8 protein-coding genes are annotated in these 14,698 nt (G+C 66.2%); 4 read left to right on the top strand and 4 right to left on the bottom strand.

Features of this window, described 5'->3' with window-relative positions; all coding sequences use genetic code 11:
- Positions 1 to 217 precede the first annotated feature (217 nt).
- Both BJ6T_RS36690 and BJ6T_RS36685 read left to right on the top strand, forming a co-directional pair.
- A complete protein-coding gene (locus tag BJ6T_RS36690) occupies positions 218 to 751 on the top strand; it encodes an ABC transporter permease (protein WP_014497652.1) in 534 nt (177 codons plus the stop codon).
- The gene (locus BJ6T_RS36685) at positions 748 to 1,587 is read left to right on the top strand and encodes an ABC transporter ATP-binding protein (protein ID WP_014497651.1); all 840 of its coding nucleotides are present in this window, start codon (positions 748 to 750) and stop codon (positions 1,585 to 1,587) included. The genes BJ6T_RS36690 and BJ6T_RS36685 overlap by 4 nt, the downstream gene beginning before the upstream one ends.
- Here BJ6T_RS36685 and BJ6T_RS36680 read toward each other — a convergent pair.
- The 4 genes from BJ6T_RS36680 to BJ6T_RS36670 all read right to left on the bottom strand — a co-directional run bounded on the left by BJ6T_RS36680 (position 1,584) and on the right by BJ6T_RS36670 (position 10,283).
- Positions 1,584 to 2,564 (bottom strand): LLM class flavin-dependent oxidoreductase, encoded by a 981-nt coding sequence (locus BJ6T_RS36680; protein ID WP_014497650.1) that lies wholly within the window; start codon positions 2,562 to 2,564, stop codon positions 1,584 to 1,586. The two genes, BJ6T_RS36685 and BJ6T_RS36680, sit on opposite strands and share 4 nt — an antisense overlap.
- Positions 2,561 to 3,292, bottom strand: a complete 732-nt coding sequence (locus BJ6T_RS36675) for a 4'-phosphopantetheinyl transferase family protein (protein ID WP_014497649.1) — start codon at positions 3,290 to 3,292, stop codon at positions 2,561 to 2,563. Before BJ6T_RS36675 ends, BJ6T_RS36680 begins: the two co-directional genes overlap by 4 nt.
- A gap of 234 nt (positions 3,293 to 3,526) precedes the next feature.
- The gene (locus tag BJ6T_RS47690) at positions 3,527 to 3,697 is read right to left on the bottom strand and encodes a hypothetical protein (protein WP_014497648.1); all 171 of its coding nucleotides are present in this window, start codon (positions 3,695 to 3,697) and stop codon (positions 3,527 to 3,529) included.
- Positions 3,698 to 3,839: 142 nt separating this feature from the next.
- Complete coding sequence (locus BJ6T_RS36670) at positions 3,840 to 10,283, bottom strand: non-ribosomal peptide synthetase (RefSeq protein ID WP_014497647.1); 6,444 nt, start codon at positions 10,281 to 10,283, stop codon at positions 3,840 to 3,842.
- A gap of 135 nt (positions 10,284 to 10,418) precedes the next feature.
- On the opposite strand from BJ6T_RS36670, the gene BJ6T_RS36665 reads away from it, so the two are divergent.
- Entirely contained in the window at positions 10,419 to 13,889 is a 3,471-nt protein-coding gene (locus tag BJ6T_RS36665) for an ATP-binding protein (RefSeq protein WP_014497646.1), read from the top strand.
- On the top strand, positions 13,886 to 14,680 hold the full coding sequence (locus BJ6T_RS36660) for a protein-L-isoaspartate O-methyltransferase family protein (protein WP_014497645.1): 795 nt from the start codon (positions 13,886 to 13,888) through the stop codon (positions 14,678 to 14,680). Before BJ6T_RS36665 ends, BJ6T_RS36660 begins: the two co-directional genes overlap by 4 nt.
- Positions 14,681 to 14,698: the final 18 nt, after the last annotated feature.

Genomic DNA, 14,698 nt, shown 5'->3' with positions numbered 1-14,698 from the left:
GCCCTTTCGATCCTGGCCTGCATCGCCCTGTGGCAGGTCGCTTCGACAACGCATCTCAATCTGGGGATCGTGACCTTCCGCAACGTGCCGCCGCCGGTCGAGGTCGTTCAATCGGCGTTCGCCCTGTTTCGTTCGCCGAAACTGACGGCACACGTCACCAGCAGCCTCTGGCGCGTGTTCGCCGGCTATGGGGCGGCGGTGGTGATCGGCGTGATCCTTGGTTTTTGCCATCGGCCGGTCACGCGCCGCGAGCGACCTTCTGCTGCCGCCGCTGGAATTGCTGCGCCCGATTCCGGCGGTGGCGTGGATACCGCTGTCGATCCTGATCTTTCCGTCGTCCGAACTCTCGATGATCTACATCACTTTCATAGGTGCCTTGTTTCCGATCGTGCTGAACACCGTCCACGGTGTCGCGAATGTCGACCGCCGGCTGGTTGCCTCCGCCCGCAGCCTCGGCGCGAGGGAGTTGGCGATTCTGAGGGAAGTCGTGCTGCCGGACGCCGCGCCCAGCATCGTCACCGGGCTTGCGATCGGCATGGGCACCTCGTGGTTCTGCCTCGTCACCGCGGAGATGATCTCGGGCCAGTTCGGCATCGGCTATTACACCTGGGAAGCCTACACGCTCCAGAACTACGCCGACATCATCGTCGGCATGCTGATCATCGGCCTGCTCGGCATGGGTTCGAGCTGGCTGCTGACAGCGGCAGGGCGGCTTCTGATGCCCTGGCGTAACCCGAAGGTGGCGCGATGAACATCCGGGTCGCGGATATCGGCACGAAGAGCGTCGGTCGGATCGACTTCGCCGATGTCTCGATCTCGCTCGGATCGGGCGGTGGCGCATTCGAAGCGGTCAGCGGTCTCGATGTCGCGATTGCGCCGGGCGAGCTCGTCTGCATCCTCGGTCCCTCCGGCTGCGGCAAATCTACGCTGCTCGGCGCGCTGGCCGGGCATTTGCCGATCACGGCCGGCCGTCTCACGGTCGACGGCCAGGAGGTCCAGAGTCCGAGCCCGGACCGGGGCATGGTGTTTCAGCAGCACACGCTGTTTCCCTGGAAGCGGGTGCGTGACAATGTTGCCTTCGGCCCGAAGATGCGGGGACTCGCGAGGAGGGAGCGCGACCGCGCCGCCGACGCGATCCTGAAGCTGGTCGGCCTTTCCGGCTTCGAGGCGTTTTATCCGGCGCAATTGTCGGGCGGTATGCAGCAGCGCGTGGAAATTGCGAGGGTCCTGATCAACCAGCCGCGGGTGCTGCTGATGGACGAGCCCTTCAGCGCGCTCGACGCGCAGACGCGCGGCATGATGCAGGAGGTCCTGCTCGACATCTGGAGCAAGATCCCAACCACGACGGTCTTCGTCACCCACGACATCGACGAGGCATTGTTCCTCGCCGATCGCATCGTCGTAATGAGCGCAAGACCCGGCCGGGTGATCGAGGATGTCGTGCTGCCTTTCGCGCGGCCACGCAGCCACGATCTCGTGACCGAACCCGAGTTCGTGCGCCTGAAGCGGCATGTCATGCAGCTTCTGCGACGGCCGGAAGGCAGCGAGCCGCTGACACGGCTCAGTCCGCTCGGCCTGACGTCCTAAAACATCCCGCTCGCCGCGAGCGCCTTGCGGACGTGCTGCATCTCGGCCTCGTCGGCGACCATGTCGAGCATGATCGTGGTCAGGCCCTTCGCCGCAAAATCCTTAAGCTTTGCGCCGATCTCGGTGTAACTGCCGACCAGATAGGGGCAGTCGGCCTGGAAGGTCAAAAACGGCAGCAGCCAGTAGCCGTTGTCCGCGAGCTCTCCGTTCTGGCCGTCATAGAGCCGCCGCTTCCACACGGAATCGCTGTTCTCCACGGTGAGCGCGAGCAGTTCGCGATCATCGGGATTGTCGCGAAAGCGCGCCTTCGCGGCCTGTCGTGCTTCCTCACGGCCCTCGCGGGCGAAGATGCCAAAGTTCATTCCGGGCGCATCGAGACCGCGATCGAGATCGGGCGGCAGCATCTGCATCTTGATGCAGCCGGTCTCCTTCGCCACGCGCTGAGCCGCCTCCGACTGGCCCGCGACCAGGAATTCCGGCATCAGCTCCGCCGGCAGGCGCGGGCGAAGTTGCAGATTGCCTGCGCGATAGAACCGGCCCTCGACATTCACCGGGCGGGGGCTTTCCAGCAATTGGCGCATCAGCGCCACGAATTCGCCGAGCCGGACATAGCGGTCGGCATGCGACTGCTCGTCGCCCAGCCCCTGCAGGTCGCTGACCGCGGTCCCCGTGATCATGTTGAGATAGACCTTGCGGCCGTGGAGCTGCGCAAAGGACGAGACGAATTTTGCCGCGGTGAACGGGTGCATGTAGACCGGATTGACCGCGATGAGCGGCGAGCTTCGCGTGGTCTCACCCATGATGTGCTGGGCCATCGCCCAGGGCTCGACGAACACGTCGTTGCCTTCGAACAGCAGGATGCCTTCGAAGCCGTTGCGGTCGGCGAACTGTGCCACCCGCATCAGCTCGCCGACATATTTCTTGGGATCGCGGTTGCGCGAGATCGCGGGAAAGACGCGCAGCCGCGGGGGCGTCATTCAGCCGCTTCCTGGAACGGCCAGGAATTGCGGGTGATGGGAAGGCCGCCGTGCGCACGGGAGCCGTCGGCGATCGCGAGGCGATGCGAGGGCGACGGCGAGCACAGCGAGAAGCGCCATGCATGCGGATCGTCGGCGATATCGGGCTTGAAGCTGATCTCGATGGCCTCGCGGGACACCTGCATCGCGAAAGCGTCGAGCGGCAGATTGAGCCCAAACCCCCTTGCCTTCAGATAAGCCTCCTTGAGCGTCCAATAGTCGAAAAAGCGCTCGATCGCGGCGGGCTCCGGCAGTCCGCGCAACGTTTCGACCTCCTCCGGCGCAAAGAAGCGAAGCGCGGTGGACAGGGGCGCGACCCGCCGTGACACGGTTTCGACGTCGACGCCGACGGTCTCATGCCCGGACACGACGCAGGCAACGCAGCCATCGGCATGGGACAGGCTGAAATGCAACGCGGTCGAGGTCGCGGGCGCCGCGACAAACGGCCGCCCATAGCGACCGGCCCCGAACGACCAATCGGTGGGTGCGACGTTCGGTGCGGCCTGCGACAGCGCCAGGCGCAGCATCGCGTGCGCGAAGATATATTGCCGCCGATGCCGCTCGAACATGAAGCGATCGGCGCGGATCCGTTCGTCGACCGAGAGCAGGCGTCGGCACGCATCGACTGCGCCCGGAGCGTCAATGGTCTCGATCAGTCCGACAAACAGTTCAATTCTGTCGTCTGCCATCAATAGGGCCCATGGCGTCAGGTGGAGGCCAAGTCTCCGGCCCTGACGGAAGAATCAACTGAGCAAGAATCAACTGAGCGGACCGCTTCTAACGGTCCACCCGGGCAATTTCTTGTCGATTTGCAGGCCGGTTTACAGGCGCAAGCTTGTGCGAGACCCCAACTCGACGAGCGAGCGGCCCAATATCCGGAAAGTGAAGCCTGAGGATTCGTGCGGCGTCCCGGCCGACGGTCCTTACTTCTTCTTCTTCTTGGCTTTCTTCGCTCCGCCCAGCATCGAAAGGCTGGCGTCGACATCCTTGAGCGCGGACTGGAGCTTCTTCTTCTCCGCGCCCAGCAGCTTTTGCAGGGCCTTGCGGTCCTTGTCGCTCAACGAGGTACCCTTGGTAAATTTGATGAAACCCATAACAAACTCCCCCGGTTGAAAATAATCGTCCAAATCAAATCGAGAGAATAATCTTGCGCGCTGGCACCAAATAATCAAGCTGCAACTTGGTCATTCACAGCTTTGGCGAGTGAACCTGTGTTCTCCCGTCCCGTACAGCCGGTCATGCCGCCCTGCGAGCGAGTAATCGGCCGAGCGGCGTGTTGGGGTGGGCGACGGCCGCATCCAGCAGCGCGACGAGATTCGCCATCCACTCACCGACCCTGCGGCCATCGAGCAGCTCGCCCTTGTAATTGCATGAGCCGGTGATTCCGGTGGGGCGCTCCTTGAGCATCAGCGACAGCCAGGTCTGGTCGATCGGCAGCACCGGCTGGCCTTCGCGCGCGACGTTGCCGATCGATTCGATCGTGACGTCGGCCAGATCGAGCGGCTGGCGCAGCGGATTTTGCAGGGTGAAATAGACCTGGAGCAGCGAGGCCGGATTGATCCCCTCCTGCTCCAGATGGTCGGCCAGGATGTTGAACGGCAGCTCCTGGCGCGCGTGCGCGTCGAGCACGCTCTGGCGCACCCGGGCCAGGGCTTGCGCGAACGACAGCTCCGGCGTGATTCGGGTACGGACGATCACCGTGTTCTCGAACGGACCGACGACCCGGTCGGTATCCGGCTGGGCGCGATTGGCCATGGCGGTGGCGACTGAAATGTCGTTGCGGCCGCTCTGCGCCAGCAGCAGGGCTTTCAGGCCGGTGAGAAGGCACATGAACAGCGTGCTGTTATGCCGGCCGGCGAACGCCGTGAGCCGGCCGATCAGCTCGCGCTCGAGGCTGACGGGGTGATGCCCGGTGGACGCGCCGGGGCTTGCTTCACCGTCGAAGGCGGGGGCCGCGCCGCGCAGATTCTCCGTCCAGTCGGCGGCCTGGCGGCGGGCGGCGTCGGTGCCGCACCACCAGCGCTGCCAGCGGGCGACGTCCGAAAACGCGAGCGGCAATTTCGGCAGCGGCACGGACGGACGTCCGGCCAGGGCCGCATAGCGGTTGGACAGCTCCTCGAACAGCACGCCGATCGACCAGCCGTCGGCAATGGCATGATGCAGCGTCAGCAGCAGCACATGATCGTCGGCATGGAGCCGCAACAGCCGCGCCCGCAACAACGGTGGCCGCGCGGTGTCGAACGGGGCGTAGGTCTCCTGCTCGATCAGGAGATCGATCTTCCTGAGTTCGAGGGCTTTGCGCCGCTTGTTGTCGTGGGGACGTCCGTCGCCGATGACCTCGATGGTGAGGGCCGGTCCGAGCTCGCCGGGTGTCGCGATGCGGCTGACGGGCTCTTCGCCGCTCCGGCCAAATCCGGTCCGCAGCGATTCGTGGCGGCGCACGATGTCGCCGAACGCCTGCGCGAGGGTGGTCGGATCGAGCGGGCCCTGGAGGCGGAAGGCAAAGGGCAGGTTGAACAGCGGCAGGCCCGGCAGGTTCTGCTCGATCCGCATCATCTGGTCCTGTGCGATCGAGAGCGTTGGGAGCCCGCTTTCAGCAGGCCGCAGCATGCCTGTTGCCGGCTTGCGCGGCTTTGCTGCCACGGCCTCGTCAACCCGCCGGGCGAGTTCTTCGATCGTCGGAGCCTCGAAGATGGTCTTGATCGGCAGCGACACGCCGAGCGCACGGGCGACGCGCGCCATCGACTGGCCCGCCAGCAGCGAATGACCGCCGAGATCGAAGAAATTATCGGTCACGCCGAGGCTCTCGACCTTCAGCAGGTCGACCCAGATGTCCGAGAGCACTTTTTCGGTGAAGTGGCGCGCCGGCACGGCGGCGTCCGGTGCGGAGACGTCCTGCTGTGCGGGCGCCCGCAGCGCCGACCGGTCGATCTTGCCATGGGCATTGAGCGGCATCTGGTCCAGGAACAGGAATGCGGACGGGATGGCATGGCCCGGCAGCCGGCTCTTCAGGAAGTCGCGCAGCTCGCTGCCGCTGCTCTTGCTGCCGGCCCTTGCGACGATATGGGCGATCAGCCTGACATCGCCGCTCGCCTCGCGGCGCGGCTCGACGATGCCGGCGCGCACCGCAGGATGATTGGCAAGCGCGTTCTCGATCTCCTTGAGCTCGATACGGTAGCCCCGGACCTTGACCTGATGATCGGCGCGGCCGAGGCATTCGATGGTGCCGTCAGCGCGGCGGCGTGCGAGGTCGCCGGTCCGGTACAGCCGCGCGCCCTCCTGGCGCGAGAACGGATCGGGCAGGAAACGCTGACGGCTCTGCGCGGGATCGTTGATGTAGCCGCGGCCGACGCCGGCGCCGCCGATGCAAAGCTCGCCGGTCACGCCGACCGGCAGCGGCTGGAGGTTTAGATCGAGCACATGGAGCTGGGTGTTGGACAGCGGCGCGCCGACCGGGACGTTGCTCGTCGCCGCCGCCGGCGCTTTGGTCAGGCGATGCAGCGAGACGTCGTCGGAACATTCCGACGCGCCATAGGCGTTGATCAGCGGCACCTTCGGGCAGCGGGCGAACCAGGCGCGGCAGAGATCGACCGGCAGCGGCTCGCCGGTCGAGATCAGGAGCCGCAATCCCGCAAACGCGCGCTGGACCTGCGCGTCGTCCATGCGGTCGAGGATCACCCGCAGCAGCGACGGGACGATCTCGAGCACGCTGATCGCTTCACGCTCGATCTCCCGCGCGAGCAGGATCGGGTCCTGCACGATTGCGTGGGCACAGACATGGACGCGCGCGCCGACCATGGGACCGGCAAGGAACTGCCAGACCGAGATGACAAAGCTCTGCGGCGCGGTCTGGGCGATCACGTCCCTGGCCGTAAGGCCGAGCTCGGAAATGAGCGACGCCAGATGGTTCGACAGCCCGCGCTGCTCGATCATGACGCCCTTCGGCGCGCCGGAGGAGCCGGATGTGTAGATGAGATAGGCGAGGCTCGCGGCCGCGCGCCGCGCGGCGCGGGCCGGCCTGGTCGATCCGGGTGCGATCGCGTCCTCGAGCTCGGCGACATGGATGCGCTCGACCAGCGGTTCGAGCAGCGCCTCGACCATGGCCGACTGGGCGCGCCCGGTCAGCAGCATGCGGGCGCAGCTCGATCCGAGGATGGTCGCAAGCCGCGCCGGCGGCTGGTCGGGATCGAGATTGAGGAAGGCTGCGCCCACGCGCTGCGCGGCGATCATCGCGGCGAGCAGGTCGGGCCCGCGATCCGCAAGCAAGGCGACAACGCTCTCGGCTCCGACGCCTTCGCGCGCGAGCCAGCGCGCCGCCGCCTGGCTGCAGCGGGCGAGCTCCTGATAGGTCAGGGAGGTGCGGCCGTCGGAGACGGCGATCGCATTTGGTGTCTTCTTCGCCTGGCGCTCGAGGCGTTCGCAGAGATTGCCGCGCGTGGTGAAATTGGCCACGACGCCCTGGCCTTTCGCCAGCAACTGCCGGCGTTCGGCCTCCGTCAGGAGCGGCAGGCGCGAGATGCGCTGCTCCGGATTGGTGATCACGGCCTTGAGCAGCGTCTTGAACTGAGCGGCCATGGCTTCGATGGTCGCCGCGTCGAACAGATCCGTGGCGTATTCGAAGAAGCCCGTGAAGCGGCCGTCGGCCTCGACCAGTTCGAGCGTGATGTCGAAACGTGCGACTTTCGGGTCGACCTCAAGCCGCCGCGCCGACAGGCCGGGGAAACGTGCCGCCTCGATCGACGCGTTCTGGAGGATGAACATGATCCGGAACAGCGGATTGCCGTCGCTCCGGCGCGCGATCTGCAGCGCGCGCAGCACTTCCTCGATCGGGAGGTCCTGGTTGCGGTAGGCATCCAGCGTGACCTGCCGCACCCGCCGCAACAGTTCGCCAAAACCTGGATCGCCGCCGAAATCGTTGCGCAGGATCAGGGTGTTGGCGAACAGCCCGATCAGTCGCTCGCTCTCGATCTGGTTGCGGTTGGCGATCAGCGATCCCGTCGCGACATCCTCGTGTCCGGTGTGGCGGAACAACAGGCACTGGAAAGCCGCGAGCAGCGTCATGAAAGGCGTGACGCCCTGGTCCTGGCTCAGGGCTCTCAAATCCGCCGACAGTGCCTTGGAGAATTCGAGATAGTGACGGGCGCCGTGACCGCTCCAGACCTCCGGCCGTGGCCGGTCGGTCCGCAGCGGCAGCGTGGTGACACCGTCGAGCTGGGTCCGCCAGTAATCGAGCTGCTGCTTCGCCGCCGGTGTCTGAGCCCAGCTCTGCTGCCACAGCGCAAAGTCGCGATACTGGAAGGCGGGCGAGGGCAACGTCACCGCGCTTGCCTTGCGTGCAGCGGAATAATGGGCGGCAAGCTCGTCCCAGAACAGCCGTTGCGACCAGCCGTCGGTGACGAGGTGATGGACGTTGACCACCAGAGCGTGGCTGGATTTGTCGAACGACAGCAGGGTAACCTTCAGCGGCGGCTCGCGCGCCAGGTCGAACGGATATTGCGCGAGCTCGAGTGCCTCGCGCCGGATGATTGCGGCCCGCTTGTCCGCGGCGCAGGGCTTGAGCTTGATCTGCTCGAACCGCGGAGCTGATTGCAGCACCCGCTGCGCCGGCTCGCCCCCGCGTTCGATGAAGACCGAGCGCAGCGCCTCGTGGCGCGCGCAGATCGAGGCGAGGCTCGCAGCAAGCGCGGGGACGTCGACCAGGCCCTTGAGAACGGCGACTTCGACGACGTTGTAATTGTAGCGGGTCGGATCGAGCCGCGAGAGCACATACATCCGCTGCTGCTGGAACGACAGCGGCGCGTCGGCTGCCGCCGCCTGGCGCCATGCGGGCGCCGTCGTCCCGCGATGGGTTGTGGCTGTCTCGATCCGGGCCGCAAGCGCCGAGATCGTGGCGCAATCGAAGATGTCCTCGAAGGAGAAGTCGACATTGAAGCGTTCGCGCAAGCGCGAGCGCATCTGCGTCGCCGCGAGCGAGTCCGCGCCGAGCGCAAAGACATCCTGGTCGATGCCGACCTGCCGCAGCTCCAACAGATCGGCCCAGATCCCCGCGAGCTGGGTCTCCAGCGCGTTGCGCGGCAATTGCGCTTCGTCGCCATGCTCCGCAGTTGCGATCAGATCAGCCAGCGCGTTGCGCTTGACCTTGCCGCTCGCGCCTTTCGGCAGTGCGGCCACGCCGCGGATCAGGCTCGGCACCTTGTAGGCCGCAAGACGTTTGCGCGCGAACTGCCGAAGCTGGTCCGGAGTTGCTTCGGAATTCGGGCGCAGCACCACGACGGCGGCGACGTTTTCGCCGAGCTTCTGGTGCGGGACGGCGAACACGCCGGCCTCCAGCACCGCCGGATGGCTCAGCAGGACCTCTTCGACCTCCAGGGGCGAGATCTTCTGCCCGCCGCGGTTGATGACGTCCTTGATGCGGCCGACGATGAAGAGATAGCCGTCGGCGTCGAGATAGCCGAGGTCGCCGGTGCGGAACCAGCCGTTGCGGAAGGCGGCTCGTGTCGCCGCCTCGTCATTATAATAGCCGCGGCTCATGTTCGGCCCGCGCAGCATGATCTCGCCATGCTCGCCGCTCGCAAGCGTGCGGCCCGCCCCGTCCATGATCGCGATCTCGGGGCCCGCAGCGCGGCCGACCGAACCGACCTTGCGCAGCTCGAACGGATTGGCGGAGATCTGCGAAGCCGCTTCCGTCATGCCGTACGTTTCGAGCACGGGAACGCCGAACATCGCCTCCAGCCCGTTCAGGATCGCGGGCGCGAGCGAGGATGAGGCCGAGCGGATCACGCGCAGCGACGACGAGCGGGCGCGGTCCGGGTCGGCCTCGGCCGCCGTCAGCAGCGCGCGATGGATGGTCGGCACCGCCGTGTACCAGGTCGGGCGCAGCTCCCGCATCCAGCTGAAGAAGGACGATGCATCGAAACCATTGGTACAGATCACGCTGGAGCCCGCGGCCAGCGCCGTCAGCAGGCCGGAGATCAGGCCATGGGCGTGAAACAGCGGCAGAGCGTTGAGCAGGCGGTCGTGGGCCGCGAGCGACAGCACGCGGCCGGCATTGTATGCGGACAGGCACACATTGCGCTGCGTCAGCGGCACCATTTTCGGCCGCGCCGCCGTGCCTGACGTCAACAGGATGAAGGCGTCATCGTCGCCGCGCGAGGCGCCGCTCGTGCTGGCCGGCCCGACTGCCGGGCCGATGAATGCGCAGCCGCCGAGATTGTCGTTCGGCCCCGGCACGAAATCGATCACCGCGATATCGAGCGCCTTGGCAACGTCACGACTTGGTGAGTTCATGTCGGCCCGGGTGACGAGCGCAGTCAGCTTCAATTCGCTGAAATAGCGTTGCAGCTCGTCGGCCGTCAGATCGGGATTGACGGGGACGCAGGCGCCGGCCGAGGCGACCGCGATCAGCGCCAGCGCGCTGTCGGCGCCGCGCGGCAGCGCAACGGCGATCCGGTCGGCAGGGGCAATGCCGAGCCCCCGCAGGGTGCGGACCAGTTGCTGGATCAACTCACCCAGCTTGCCGTAGGTGAGGGCCGGCCGGCCCGGCGCGAGGAGAGCCGGTGCCGCCGGCGTCTTGCGCGCATAAAAGTCGAGAAGGCCGCCGATATCGGCAAAGGTCCTGGTTTCGGCGCCTGCGCTGTCCGAATCCTCTCCCGCAGCGGATGCAATGTGGGACAATGCCATTCCCTTTTGATCTGATTGAGCTATTCTTCCCAAGACTTAAGGAACGCGTCCAGTCTGAGGTGAAGTTCGGGCCCCAAAATCTGTGGTTGAGGGGCCTAAAGCCCTTCGACGGAGTGAAGGTCGGGCAGAATCACCATGCTGGAGAATGAGCCTGTTACGGGGACGGAAGGCGGGTTGAAGCGCTGGCTCGAAGGCGTCGGTCTTGGACATTACACCGATCTCTTCGCGCAGCACCGCCTCGATCTCGATGTGATGGGGGACCTGACGGAATCCGACCTGGTCGAGCTCGGATTGCCGCTCGGCGATCGCAAGCGGCTTCAGCGCGCGATGTCGGCGCTATTCGAGGCTGAGACCACAGAGAAGCCCGATGCGGCGGCGCGCCCGCAGGTCCGGACGGAAGTCGGTGCCGAACGGCGTCAGCTCACCACCATGTTCTGCGACATGGTGGATTCCACTTCGCTGTCGGTACAGTTCGATCCGGAAGACGTGCGCGACATGATCGCGAGCTTTCGCGAGACCTGTGTCCGCGTGGTGAAGCATTACGAAGGGTTTGCCGCGCGCTTCGTCGGCGACGGTATCCTTGTCTATTTCGGCTATCCGACCGCGCATGAGGACGATGCCGAGCGATCGGTGCGCGCCGGGCTCGAGATCGTGCGGGTGCTGTCGACTGCCCGCGCGATCGAGCCGCGCGGTGCGCTGAGCCACGCCCCCGCGGTCCGCATCGGAATCGCGACCGGCCTCGTCGTGGTCGGCGACCTCGTTGGCCAAGGCACCGAGGAGCGCGACTCCGCGGTCGGAGAAACCGTCAATCTAGCCGCGCGCCTGCAAGGTCTGGCGCCGCCCAACGGCGTCGTGATCTCGTCCTCGACACAGTCGCTGCTGAAGGGCAAGTTCGACTACCGCAATCTCGGTGTCCATGCGCTGAAAGGCATCTCGGAGAAGACGCAGGCCTGGCACGTGGTGCGCGCCTCACGGGCGGAGACGCGCTTCGCCGCAGCCATGGGCGGGCGGTTGACGCCGCTCGTCAACCGCGAGGAGGAGATCGCGCTGCTGATGGGGCGCTGGCAGCAGGTCAAGGACGGCGACGGCCAGGTCGTGGTCAAGTTCGGCGAGCCCGGCATCGGCAAGTCGCGCATCATCCAGGAGATATTCGACCGGATCGCGGGCGACCGCCATGGACACGTCTCGTTCCAGTGCTCGCCCTATTACACTTCCACGGCGTTCTATCCGTTCTCCGAGCAGCTCAAATTCTCGCTCGGCCTCGACCGCGAGGATCCGTCCGCGACATCGCTGGCGGGTCTGGAGACCGCGATCGCCGCCGCCCATGGTGACATCGAGCAGGTCACGCCGCTGTTTGCCGCGCTGCTGTCGATCCCGACCGGAGACCGCTATCCGCCGCTCGACCTGTCGCCGCAGCAGCAGAAGGATGCGACCGTCGCGGCGCTGGTCAATCATTTCCTCGGCCTTGCGCGCGACATGCCGCTGGTGATCGCGCTTGAGGATCTGCACTGGATCGACCCGACCTCCCGCGAGGTGATCGACCTCCTCGTTGACCGCGTGCAAAACCAGCCGGTCCTTGTCATCATCACCGCGCGCTCCGAATTCCAGCCGAGCTGGAACGCGCATTCGCACATCACCACGCTGGTGCTGAACCGCCTGAGCCGGCAGCTGCGCACGACGCTGGTCGAGCGCGTCGCGGGCCGCGAGCTTCCCAAGGAGGTGGTCGAGGAGATCATCGTCAAGACCGACGGCGTGCCGCTGTTCCTGGAAGAGCTGACCAAGACCGTTCTCGAATCCAACCTCCTGACCGAGCGGCACGGGCGCTACGTGCTGTCGGGCCCATGGCGGCAGCTCGCGATCCCGGCGACCCTCACCGACTCGCTGATGGCGCGGCTGGACCGGATGGGGCCGTTCAAGCGCATCGCGCAGATCGGCGCCACCATCGGCCGCGAGTTCTCCTACGAGACGCTGCACGCGGTCGCCAACACGCCGGCGGAGCAGATCGAGGCCGCGCTCAATCATCTGGAGGAGGCCGGGTTGATCGTGCGCCGCGGCCATCCGCCCGGCGCGCTCTATTCCTTCAAGCACGTGATGATCCAGAACGCCGCGCACGACAGCCTGCTGCACAGCGAGCGGCGCAAGCTGCATTCACGGATCGCGCAGGTGCTCGCCGAGATGTATCCGGAGAAGACCGAGCGCGAACCGGAGCTGCTCGCCCATCACCTCACCGAATCCGGCCAGAGCGAGGGCGCCGCCAGCTTCTGGCTCAAGGCCGGCAAGCAGGCGGCCAAGAGCGGCGCCAATCTGGAGGCGATCGGGCATTTGCGCCGGGGCTTGAGCGTCGTGCAGGCCAATGCACGCATGCAGGGCGCCGACGAGATGGAGCTGGAGCTGCGCATCGCGCTCGGCAACGCATTGATTGCCGCCAAGGGCTACGCCGTGCAGGAGGTCGAGGAGAACTACATCCGCGCGCTCGAGCTCGGTCAGCAGCTCGACGACGACGAGAAGGCCTTCGCCGCCACGCGCGGGCTCTGGGTCTGCCATTTCATCCGTGCCGATCTCAGCCGCGCGCACGATCTCAGCGTCGAGCTGCTGAAATTCGCCAAGCGCGAGCGGCTGAACGAGCGCACGCAGCCGGCGCAGCAGACCGGATATCTGATCGAGGCGCACCGCTCGATCGCGATGACGATGCTCTATCGCGGCCGTTTTGCCGCCTCCCAGCACCATCTGCACCGCTGCATCAACCTCTACAGTCCCGATCTGCACTCCGATCTGATGGAGCGGCACGGTACCGATCCCGGCGTCGTTTCGCTGTCCTATCTCGGCTATCTCCTCTGGTTCCTCGGCCGGCCCGACGCGGCGCGCCAGCACAGCGAGCAGGCGATCGCGAATGCCGAGAAGATCCGCCATCCCTTCACGCTCGCCTTCGCGCTCGTGTTCGGCGCCTATCTGTGCCAGCATTTGCGCGACGTCGAGGGCACGCGCGACCACGCCAACCGCGCCATGATCATCGCCACCGAGCACAATTTCCTGCACTGGAAGCAGCAGGCGGCGATCCTGCGCGGCTGGGCGCTGGCCCAGCTCGGCGAGGCCGACGAAGGTCTCAGCCAGATGCGCTTCGGCCTCGACGAATACGAGGCGATGGATTCCTGGCTCGCAGGCTGCTGGTTCCGCTGCCTGCTTGCGGAAGCCTATGCCAAGGTCGGGATGCGCGATGCCGCCTTGCGCGCGCTGGACGGCGCGCTCGCGACCGCCAGACGGACCGGCGATCACTCCTATCTCGCCGAGGTCTATCGCCTGCAGGGCGAGATCACGATGTCGGACGGTGATCCGGCATCGGTGCAGGAGGCCGAGGACCTGTTCACCCTGTCGCTGGAGACCGCGCGCAAGCAGGGCGCGCTGTCATGGGAGCTTCGGACCGCCGTCAGCCTTGCGCGGCTGTCGCTCGAAGCCGGCAAGCGCGAGCACGCGAGCCTCCTGCTTTTGCCGATCCTCGGCAAGTTCAGCGAGGGCTTTTACACCCCGGACCTGAAGCAGGCGATGCAGCTCCTCAACGAGCTCGGCGGAGACGTGCCCGTCCGTGAACAGGCCGATGCGGTGAGATGAGCGATCTTGCCGCCGCGCGCGCGCGTTACGTCGAGTTGATTGCCAAGCGAGAGCGGATCTCCTCGCCACGCCTGCTCGAAGCGCTCGCCGGCGTCCCGCGCGAGGATTTTCTGGCCAAGGGACCCTGGCGCATCAAGAGCGAGGCGGCGCGCAGCTATCGGCTGACGCCGAATGCCGATCCCGTTCATCTCTACGACAATGTGCTGGTCGCGATCGATGCGCGCCGCAAGCTCGACACCGGGCTGCCGAGCCTGTGGGCGCACTTCATCGATCTGCTCGACGTCGGGGAGAAGGACCGCGTGGTCCAGATCGGCTGCGGTCTCGGCTATTTTTCGGCGGTGTTGTCGAGGATCGTGGGGCCCAGGGGCGGGGTGCATGCAATCGAATGCGACGGGCGGCTTGCGGCGCGTGCCGCGAACTACCTTCGCCCCTATCGCAATGTCGAGGTCGTGCACGGCGACGGATGTGAGGAGATCGGCGAGCCGGCCGACGTGATCATCGTGCATGCCGGCTTCCCGCACCCGCATCCGCTCTGGCTTCAGTCGCTCCGTCCGCGCGGCCGCCTCCTGGCGCCGCTGACGCAGCGCGATCGCGAGGGCGCCGCCCTCAAGATCACGCGCAAGGGCAGGGGGTTCGAGGCCGAGGCGGTGCAGCAGATCCGGATCTTCCCGGGCCAGGGTCGCGGCGTGACCGCACTCGACGATCGCGTCGCCGACTGGTGGCAGCGCGCCGCCGCGCTGGCGCCACTGCGTTTTCGCGGTATCGAGCAGGGGCTGCCGTCGGATGGCTAATGCTTCGTTTCGTTTTAC

This window comes from Bradyrhizobium japonicum USDA 6 (assembly GCF_000284375.1).
Taxonomy (GTDB): domain Bacteria; phylum Pseudomonadota; class Alphaproteobacteria; order Rhizobiales; family Xanthobacteraceae; genus Bradyrhizobium; species Bradyrhizobium japonicum.
This window is presented reverse-complemented; position numbering and strand designations above follow the sequence as displayed.